The organism is Parafannyhessea sp. (assembly GCF_051876455.1).
Taxonomy (GTDB): Bacteria; Actinomycetota; Coriobacteriia; order Coriobacteriales; family Atopobiaceae; genus Parafannyhessea.
The window spans coordinates 1-8,996 of sequence record NZ_JBJEHW010000181.1 but is presented as its reverse complement, the minus strand read 5'-3'; the positions used below and the strand labels follow the sequence as shown (position 1 = coordinate 8,996).

Here is an 8,996-nt window from a genome sequence, read left to right as displayed (position 1 = left end):
CCAAGGCCGAGGGCGTGCACGTCGAGGTCGTCAACGACGACGCCGAGTAGCGCCAGGCATGAACTGAGTTTTCGCTTCGGGCGCGACGCGTGCTGACGCACGGTCGCGTCCGTTTTGATAGCGCGGGTAGGCGCCCGACGCCGCCCGTCCGAGGGGAATGGTTTGATGCTGCGCGTTGGCGACATCGTTGGTCTGAAGGTCTTCAAGAGCAAGACGACCCGCAAGGGCGAGGAGAAGCTCGTAAAGCTCGGCAAGGTGCACATGGCGGTCTTCTCGCCCGACGGGACGACGGTCGTGGGCTTTACCGTGAAGCGCCCGGACATCGCAGGCATGGTAAAGAGGCCGGACTTCTTCATGGCGCGCGACGCGTTTGGCACCGTGGAGAAGGGCCTCCTGCTCAAGGACGAGAAGGACGGCGTGGACGACCGCGCGCGCGAGCGGCTCGGGATCGACTGGGACGCCTGCATCATGTGGACGGGCATGGACGCAAAGACGAGCGACGGCCGCGAGCTGGGCTACGTCAACAACGCCATTTTCGACCCGAAGAACGGCGCGGTGCAGAAGTTCTGCGTGGGCGACGGCAGCGTGGCGCAGTCGCTGGTGGGCTCGCTCGAGATTCCCGTGAGCATGGTGCAGGGCTACCACAAGGGCTACATGATCGTCGACCCCGCGGCAGCGGACCTCAAGCTGAGCGGCGGAGCGGCCGCGGCCGCCGGCGAGGGCTACGCCAAGGCGAAGATCGCCGGCAAGAAGGCGGGCGAGAAGGCAGGCGCCGTAGCGGCGGACGCCATCGACAAGGGCTCGTTTGCGCTGGGCAAGGCGCTGGGCAAGGCAAAGCGCGCCATAGACGAGGCCAAGGCGGAAAACGAGGCCGAGCAGCAGCCCCAGGAGCAGCTTCCCGCAAGGGAGGCCCCCAACGTGCAGGTGAGCGCCCCCAAGCCCGCCGCGCGCATCGCGGGCGAGAAGGACGGCTCCGCCAAGCCCGAGCCCAAGACCTACGTGCCGGCCTCCCAGGCCGAGGGCGCCGCGGGCGCCGCAACCCAGACCAAGCCGGTGGCCAAGGCGGCGCCCAAGCCCGCGGCGAAGGGTTCTTCTCGCCCTGCGGCCAAGAAGAAGCCCGCCCCCAAGAGCGGCTCGGAGGAGGCCGCAAAGGCGGTCGGCCGCGAGCTGGGCAAGATGGGAAGCATGTTTGGCTCGTTCATCGACGAGTACAAGAAGGCAAGCAAGTAGGTAGCGTCGGGAACGCTGGCATTGCGTAGCTTGGTGCATGGCAAACTAAGGGTTCGTTCAGCTCGCTATAATGTGTGACGCACAATCGACACCAACACAAACGACAGCTGGAGAACCATGAAAACCGGCAGGTACCTCAACATCATCCCTCCCACCCCCCGCGAGCCCGCCCCGATGCTCTGCATCGTGGTGCCCTGCTACAACGAGGAGGAGGTCCTCCCGCAGTCGAGCGCCATCCTCGCGGAGACCCTGAGGGGCCTCGTCGAGAGGGGCAAGGCCTCCCAGGACAGCCGCATCGTCCTCGTGGACGACGGCTCCAAGGACTCGACGTGGGAGATCATCTCGGGCCTCCACGAGTCGGACCGCGTGTTCACGGGCATCAGGCTCGCCCACAACGAGGGGCACCAGCGGGCGCTCTACGCGGGGCTCATGGACGCCCTCGACCGCGGCTGCGACGCCTCGGTCTCGATCGACGCCGACCTCCAGGACGACGTGGGCGTCATCGAGGGGATGGTCGACAAGTACGCCTCCGGCGCCGAGATCGTTTACGGCGTGAGGGACAACCGCGACACCGACACGGGCTTCAAGCGCGACACGGCGCAGGCCTACTACAGGCTCATGCGGAGGCTCGGCACCGAGGTCGTGTACAACAGCGCCGACTTCCGCCTCATGGGCAGGCGCGCGCTCGTGGCGCTCTCGCAGTACCGCGAGGCGAACCTCTTCCTCCGCGGGATCGTGCCGACCCTGGGGTTCAGGACCGACAGGGTCTTCTACAGCCGCAGGGAGCGCATGGCGGGGGAGTCGAAGTACCCGCTCTCGAAGATGCTCGCGCTCGCCGTGGACGGCATCACGTCCTTCTCCATCGAGCCCATGCACGTGATGACCGTCGTCGGCATCGTGGCCATCCTCGTCGCGGTCGTCATGCTCATATACACCATCGCGAGCTGGGCCACCGGGCACGCCGTGGCCGGCTGGGGGAGCGTCATGGTGTCGATATGGCTGGTCGGCGGGCTCATCATCACCTCCCTGGGCGTCACGGGCGAGTACGTGGGCAAGGCCTACCTCGAGACGAAGGGGCGCCCGCGCTACGTAGTCGACGTCGAGCTGGATTAGGCCGCCATGGGAAACAACAGGCCCGCTGCTGGCAGGGTCGCCATTGGCCAACGCGTCGCTGGCGTTCTTGCGGCCATCGTCCTCGTGCTCTACCTCGGCATCCTCGCCTTGGACCTGATTCTTGACAGGAGGGTGCGTTACTGGGGGAGCGACTCCAACGTCCCGCTTGCGCCAAACTGGGTCCTGCTTCTGATTGCGGCAGGCATCGTGGCCGTCGTGCTTGCGGTCAGGCGGCGGAGGCGGCCGGAAGCCAAGCGTACGAGCGCGCAGCCGGACCATCCTGTTCTCGGTGACACGCTGCCGGCGCTGGTGGCGACGCTGGCACTTCTCTGCTATCAGGCCGCCTCGTTCAAGTACGCGGGCTTCTACTCGGGCTGGGACACCGGGGCCATAAGGGGGGCCGTTCTTCTCCCTTCCCCTCTGTCCCAAAGCCTTCCAAAGGATGCGGGACTGTACTTCTACTTCTCGACCTATCCCAACAACATCTTTCTTGTGATCGTGCTGAGGGCGGAGGAGGTCATCCGTCGGACCCTGTTCCCCTGGATTGCCATCCGGGCGTTCCTCTCATACGTCTCCATCGTGCTCGTGTCCGCGTCGTTCTTCATGTTCACGCGCATCTCTGGGAGGCTTCTGTCGCACGGCTCGTTTTCCGGGGTCACCGACGCCGTCTTCTTTGTGCTGGTGGGGATGTCCCCCTGGTACATGATTCCCTACTCTGACACGTACTCCCTGTTCCTCTGCACCCTCATGCTCTGGGTCGTCGTCTGCGCCAAGCCCTCGCTGCCGGCGTCCGTTGCGCTCGGGGCGCTTGGGGGCGTTGCCTACAACGTAAAGCCAACCTGCATCTTCGTTGTCCTTGCGGCCATCGTGGCCTGGCTGCTGGTGGACCTGCGCAAGGAAACCGTGACGACCGTCCTCAAGAGGGTGGCCGCCGTCATCGCCTCCCTGGCGCTCGCGCTCTGCCTGGTCTCCCTGGCGATTGGGAGCCTTGGGATCTCTTGGAACGAGGACGCGAGGTTCGGCATGTCGCACTTCGCGATGATGGGGCTCAACGATAAGACCGATGGCGTGTTCTCGCAGGATGACGTCAATGCGAGCATAGCGGAGCCCAACGTGGACGCGCGCAGGCAGATGAACCTGAGGGTGATAGGGGAGCGCATCTCCTCCTATGGCCCGGTCGGCCTCCTGAAGCATGAGTGCAAGAAGACCCTCGTCAGCTTCAACGACGGCACGTTTGCCTGGACGGCCGAGGGCCACTTCTTCCTCATGCCACACCACGGCTCGTTTGGCGAGGGGACCAACTTCTTCCGGAGCTACATCTATCCGGAGGGGTACTACAAGGGTCCCAACTTCTACAACGTGTTCTGCACGGTCGAGCAGACGCTTTGGCTTGTCTGCCTCGCCGGAATCCCGCTCTGCCTTCTGGCGAGAAGAACGGGGCAATCCAGTGGACGTCACTCCGCAAGGGGGAACGGTGACGATGCCTCGTGGGCCATCATCATCTTCACGCTCGGGGCGATGGCGCTCTTCCTCATGGTCTTCGAGGCTCGGTCGCGCTACCTGTACCTCTATGCGGGATACTTCGTCCTCCTCGGGATGCATGGGTTCCAGGCGCTCGCCGCGCGCTTCGGCGACAGATAGATGGCGGAGCGGCGCGACCTACAGGAGGCCGCGCCACTCTTCTCGTCCGTACCTTTGTCTTGCGTTGCGGCTAGTATCCCAGCGCCTGCAACACGAACATGATGATCGTGAAGAACGTCACCGCGATGATGGTGAACCAGGTGAGGCCGTTCCACAGCTTTCCGTTGGCGTGGCGGTGCATGATGTGGCGGTCCGCCGCGATGAGCACCATGCAGACGAGCAGCACGGGTAGCATCACGCCGTTGATGACCTGCGAGACCATCATGATGCCAAACAGGTCCACGTTGGGGATGAGGATGATCACCGCGGACAGGATCGTGATGCCCGTGATGATGCCACGGTAGACGGGCGCCTCGCGCCAGGTGCGGTCCGCGCCGCGCTCCCAGCCAAACGCCTCGCACACGGCGCTGGCCGTGATGCCCGGGAGCACGCAGGCCGCCAGGAACGACGCGCCCACGAGGCCAACGGCAAACAGGACCGACGCGTACTTGCCCGCGAGCGGCACCAGCGCCTTGGCTGCGTCCGCGGCGGAGTTGATCGAGATGCCGGCAGGGTGGAGCACCGCGCCGGTGGTGAGGATGATGAACCAGGTCACGATCTCGGCCGCGATGGCGCCGGAGACGTTGTCCGCACGCTGGCCGGGGATGTCGGACGCGTCGAGGTTCTTCTCGACCACGCTGCTCGACACCATGAAGATCATGTAGGGCGAGATCGTGGTGCCGATGTTGGCCACCAGGAGCGAGACGTAGTGCGGGTCGTTGGAGAACTGCGGCACGACCGTGTCGTGCAGGGCCTGGCCCCAGTTGGGGCCCGCCATGAAGCCGGACACGATGTAGGTAAGGAACACGCAGCTCAGGCCCAGGAGGATCTTCTCGATCCGGTGGTACGAGCCGCTCATGGCGAGCATCCACGTCACGAGCGCGCTCACGGGCACGCTCACCTGCAGAGGAACGCCAAACAGCTGCATGCCGGACGCGATGCCCGCAAACTCGGACAGCGTGACCGTGAAGTTGGAGATGATGAGCGAGAGCATGGCCAGCGCGGAGACGCGCACGCCAAAGCGCTCGCGGATGAGGGACGCAAAGCCCTTGCCCGTGGCGCAGCCCATGCGCGCGGCGGTCTCCTGCACCACGATGAGCAGCAGGCACATGATGGGAACGGTCCACAGCATGCCGAAGCCGTACGTGGCGCCCGTGGTGGAGTACGTTGCGATGCCGCCGGCGTCGTTGCCGGCAAAGGCCGTCAGGAGGCCCGGTCCCATGGCCGCGAGGATGGCCGCGAGTTGCGTCTTGCTCTTGGCGTCCATCTTCTTGTCCTGCTTGTCGGTCTTGCCGACGCGGGTCTTGCCCGCCGTCTTGGCCGCCACGCTAGACCATCCATCCGCTGACGAGGACGATGCAGACAACCGTAAAGACCACGAGCGCGACCGCCATCGCGATTATGGAAAGCGTCGTGCCCGAGGTCTCCAGGTTCTTCTCGTCACGCTTGCGCAGGACGTGCAGGTAGATGGGCATGGTCACAAACGACACCATCACGCTCGCGACGGCCGCCTCGATGCTCGTCTTGGCCACGTTGAGCGCGGCGATGGAGTTGCCCAGAGCCGCGCTCGCGATGCCGCCCGCGACCAGGCCCACCAGGATGGAGAACAGCGCGCCCATCCCGATGCCCTTGAGCACGAAGCCCAGGGTGGAGGGGGAGTCCTCGTCGTCGGGGTCGTACTCGAGGAAGGCGTTCTTGGCGTAGTTGGCGGCGTCGTTGCCCGCGATGACCGCCACAGGGAGCGCAAGCGAAAGCAGCAGCGCCGGCATGGCACCCAGGTCGGGCGAGAAGAGCGTGGACAGCACGGCCGTGCCCAGCATCCAGAAGAAGAACCATGCTTCGTTGCGCATGAGCCAGATGACGCTCTCGAGGTTGTGGTTGCCCTCGGAGTCGGAGGTAGTGGCGCCCGCGATCTGCAGGTCCTCCGCGTGCTCGTCCTCCAGGACGTCGAGCGCGTCGTCGACCGTGACGATGCCCAGCAGCTTCTTGTTGTCGTCCACGACGGGCAGCGCCAGCAGGTTGTACTTCGCGATGTCCTCGGCCGCGTCCTCCTGGTCCTCGTCCGGGCTGGCCGTGACCAGGTCCTCGTCGATCGCGAGGTCGGAAAGCTTGTCGCCGGGGTCGGCGGTCACCAGGGCCTGCATCGTCACGAGGCCGCTCAGGCGACCCTCCTCGTCCTCCAGGTAGAGGTAGTGGACCGTCTCGAAGTCGTCGGGTAGGCTGCGCAGCTTGTCCACCGCGTCCGTGGCCGTGGCGTCCTCGGGGAGCGAGACCACCTCGGACGTCATGATTCGGCCTGCCGTGTCCTCGCGGTAGCCCAGCAGCTGCCTGATCGCCTTCTGTTCCTTCACGCCCATAAGGCGCAGGAGCTTCTCGGCCTTGTCGTAGTCCAGCTCGCTCACGAGCTCGGCGGCGTCGTCGGGGTCCATCTCGGACAGCATGCGCGACGCGTCCTTCTCCTCCATGTCGCCCATGATCTCGGCGGCCATCGCGTCGTCATCGAACTCGGCCATGGTCTCGCTTGCCTGCTCGTCATCAAGCTGGGCAAACACCTGGCCGCGCAGGCGCGGGTCGAGCCGCTCCAGGATGTCCGCGATGTCCGCGGGGTGCATGTCGTCGAGCGTCTTGTGAGAGACGGAGAGCTTCACGTTGGAGAGGTCCCTGTCCAGCAGGTCCATGTAGTTCCACGCGATGATCTTCTCGGGGATGGGGCGGCCGAGCGCGCGAGAGATCTTGAGCACGATGCGCTCGAGCCTGGGCGAGAGCGAGCGCAGCAGGCCGCGCACGCCCACCTCGGCGCCAAGCAGGCGCAGCTGGGAGGAGCTTGTGTCGCTCAGCTTCAGGTCGTTGACGCGGACGACGCGCATGCCGCGCGTGTCGACGATCTGCTTGTTAAGCAGGTCGCGCGCGATGAGCACCTCGTCGGGCTGCAGGTACGAGAAGCGGATGTCGGTTGCGACTACCTTGAGGCGCACCTCGTCGTCGTCAAACGAGTCGACGTACTTGCGCCAGGAAATCATGAGCGGCGTCTTGCCAGGGCCCTCGATCGCGAGGGCGGTCACGCGCGGGAACACCTCGCCCGTGGCGATGCCGAGGTCGTTGACCTTGCCGATCCTCTCACCATCGAGGTCGACGACGGGCTTGCCCAGCATCTGGGACAGATAGATCATGCGAACTCCTTAGTTGGTGCCGGTTCAGGCATCGCACAGTGCCCGAACGTGCTTTCAGAACACCCCAAGCGCGACCAACCAGGACGCACTGGGGTCATCGACTGTACGGTCGAGGTTTCATCAATGACCCTTCTCCTAGCCAACAAAACCGCCCGCATGCCATGCGGGCCATAAAACCTTAGGTATTGTACACGCCGACCCTCACGTTTCGACCAGCTGGCTGCAAGCGCAATGTAAGCCGCACAACCTCTGCGAATGTCTGGCGGTCGGGTTGCGGCGCCGTATTACATAAAAGGCAGGGGAGAAGAACGGTCCGCGTGGGCCGTCCTTCTCCCCTGGGAAGCAGTGCTATGTGGCTTGGCGCGCCTAGAACTTGACCTGCGGCGCCTGGCGCACGGAGGCGTCGGTGACCTCGAAGCCCTGGCGGGTCTTGAACTTGGAGCCCGCGACCACGTTGCCGGGGAAGGTCTCGATCGCGTTGTTGTACTCGAGCACGCAGTCGTTGAAGCTCTGGCGCGCGTACGAGATCTTGTTCTCCGTATCGGAGAGCTCGCTCTGGAGCTGCTGGAAGTTGGCGTTCGCCTTGAGGTCGGGGTAGGACTCCGCCACCGCGAAGAGCGACTTGAGCGTGCCGGAGAGCACGTTGGAGGCCTGCATCTTGTCCTCGGGCGTGGTGGCGTTGGCGACGGCCGAGCGCGCCTGCGTCACGGCAGAGAGCGTCTTGGACTCGTGCGAGGCATAGCCCTTCACGGTCTCGACCAGGTTGGGGATGAGGTCGTTCCTGCGCTGGAGCTGCGCGTCGATGGTCTGCCAGGCGTTGTCGCAGCGGTTGTCCTTCTGGACGATGCCGTTGTAGATGGATATGAACCAGATGGCGAGGACTACGACTATCGCGATGATGACGATGGCGAGCATGTCTTTCCTTCCGTAGGGAGCCTGACCGTGAGCTGAGTATACCCGCTGGGCGAAATGCCGAACCACCTCGCGCCCCGCGTTGCTAGCATGGCGCCAACATGCCTGCGTAAGACAACCGAAAGGGGAAGCGGAATGGACGACTTCGAGCTGTACCTGGACACGGCGGACATCGACGCCATCAAGGACCTGGACGGCCTGCTCAACGTGCAGGGCGTCACGACCAACCCCAGCATCCTGGCAAAGTCCGGCAAGGACCCACTCGAGGCGCTCGGGCAGATAATCGACTACTTCCGCCCGGACCAGAAGGTCTTTGCGCAGGTGGTCTCGACCGATTATGACGGAATCATGGAGGAGGCGCGCTTCATCGCGGGCCTGCGCCCACAGAACATGTACGTGAAGATCCCCGTCACGCACAACGGCCTCAGGGCGATCAAGGCGCTCGAGGCGGAGGGCGTCCACTGCCTGGCGACCTCCATCTACAGCGCGGACGCCGGCTTCATGGCGGCGCACAACGGCGCGGAGTACCTGGCTCCCTACGTCAACCGCATGTGCAACTACGGCGGTGGCCTGCGCGACGTGTGCGACCTGGTCGACATGCTCGCGATGCAGAACTCCGGCACGAAGGTCCTGGGAGCCTCGTTCAAGAACACCGACCAGGTGCACGAGCTCATCGCGGCTGGCATCCAGGCGGTCACCGTGCCCGTCGACGTCGCCTACAACCTGATTGGCCACCCCGGCGCCCAGATTGCGGTGGACGAGTTCACGGCAAACTGGAAGAAGGCCTACGGCCGCACGACGCTCCGTCCGTAGCTCAGTTATATATTTGACCGTATCCAATAATGGACGGGGGTACCGCACCGCATCGCGCGGGCGGCGCCCCCGTCTTTC

7 protein-coding genes are annotated in these 8,996 nt (G+C 64.8%); 4 read left to right on the top strand and 3 right to left on the bottom strand.

Translation table 11 applies throughout. The features are described from left to right. The first annotated feature begins 165 nt into the window (after positions 1-165). From ACI38Z_RS07795 to ACI38Z_RS07785, 3 genes are all read left to right on the top strand, one after another. Entirely contained in the window at positions 166-1,230 is a 1,065-nt protein-coding gene (locus ACI38Z_RS07795; protein ID WP_439789626.1) for a PRC-barrel domain containing protein, read from the top strand. Between the two features lie 117 nt (positions 1,231-1,347). Then, complete coding sequence (locus ACI38Z_RS07790; RefSeq protein ID WP_439789624.1) at positions 1,348-2,343, top strand: glycosyltransferase family 2 protein; 996 nt, start codon at positions 1,348-1,350, stop codon at positions 2,341-2,343. Between the two features lie 6 nt (positions 2,344-2,349). Next, positions 2,350-3,984, top strand: coding sequence for a hypothetical protein (locus ACI38Z_RS07785; protein WP_439789623.1), 1,635 nt, complete (start codon positions 2,350-2,352; stop codon positions 3,982-3,984). Between the two features lie 70 nt (positions 3,985-4,054). Here the strand turns inward: ACI38Z_RS07785 and ACI38Z_RS07780 are convergent, their stop codons facing one another. The 3 genes from ACI38Z_RS07780 to ACI38Z_RS07770 all read right to left on the bottom strand — a co-directional run bounded on the left by ACI38Z_RS07780 (position 4,055) and on the right by ACI38Z_RS07770 (position 8,108). Further along, a complete protein-coding gene (locus ACI38Z_RS07780; RefSeq protein WP_439789627.1) occupies positions 4,055-5,290 on the bottom strand; it encodes an Nramp family divalent metal transporter in 1,236 nt (411 codons plus the stop codon). Between the two features lie 61 nt (positions 5,291-5,351). Further along, on the bottom strand, positions 5,352-7,193 hold the full coding sequence (locus ACI38Z_RS07775; RefSeq protein WP_439789622.1) for a magnesium transporter: 1,842 nt from the start codon (positions 7,191-7,193) through the stop codon (positions 5,352-5,354). 366 nt (positions 7,194-7,559) lie between these two features. After that, positions 7,560-8,108 (bottom strand): LemA family protein, encoded by a 549-nt coding sequence (locus tag ACI38Z_RS07770; protein WP_439789620.1) that lies wholly within the window; start codon positions 8,106-8,108, stop codon positions 7,560-7,562. A 132-nt stretch (positions 8,109-8,240) separates the two neighbouring features. Here ACI38Z_RS07770 and ACI38Z_RS07765 point away from each other — a divergent pair, with 132 nt between their 5' ends. Beyond that, a complete protein-coding gene (locus tag ACI38Z_RS07765; RefSeq protein WP_439789619.1) occupies positions 8,241-8,918 on the top strand; it encodes a transaldolase family protein in 678 nt (225 codons plus the stop codon). The last annotated feature ends 78 nt before the right edge of the window (positions 8,919-8,996 follow it).

Coding starts and splice junctions, on each gene's coding strand:
- ACI38Z_RS07795 (WP_439789626.1), top strand. CDS start 166: ATGCTGCGCGTTGGCGACATCGTTGGTCTGAAGGTCTTCAAGAGCAAG.
- ACI38Z_RS07790 (WP_439789624.1), top strand. CDS start 1,348: ATGAAAACCGGCAGGTACCTCAACATCATCCCTCCCACCCCCCGCGAG.
- ACI38Z_RS07785 (WP_439789623.1), top strand. CDS start 2,350: ATGGGAAACAACAGGCCCGCTGCTGGCAGGGTCGCCATTGGCCAACGC.
- ACI38Z_RS07780 (WP_439789627.1), bottom strand. CDS start 5,290: ATGGACGCCAAGAGCAAGACGCAACTCGCGGCCATCCTCGCGGCCATG.
- ACI38Z_RS07775 (WP_439789622.1), bottom strand. CDS start 7,193: ATGATCTATCTGTCCCAGATGCTGGGCAAGCCCGTCGTCGACCTCGAT.
- ACI38Z_RS07770 (WP_439789620.1), bottom strand. CDS start 8,108: ATGCTCGCCATCGTCATCATCGCGATAGTCGTAGTCCTCGCCATCTGG.
- ACI38Z_RS07765 (WP_439789619.1), top strand. CDS start 8,241: ATGGACGACTTCGAGCTGTACCTGGACACGGCGGACATCGACGCCATC.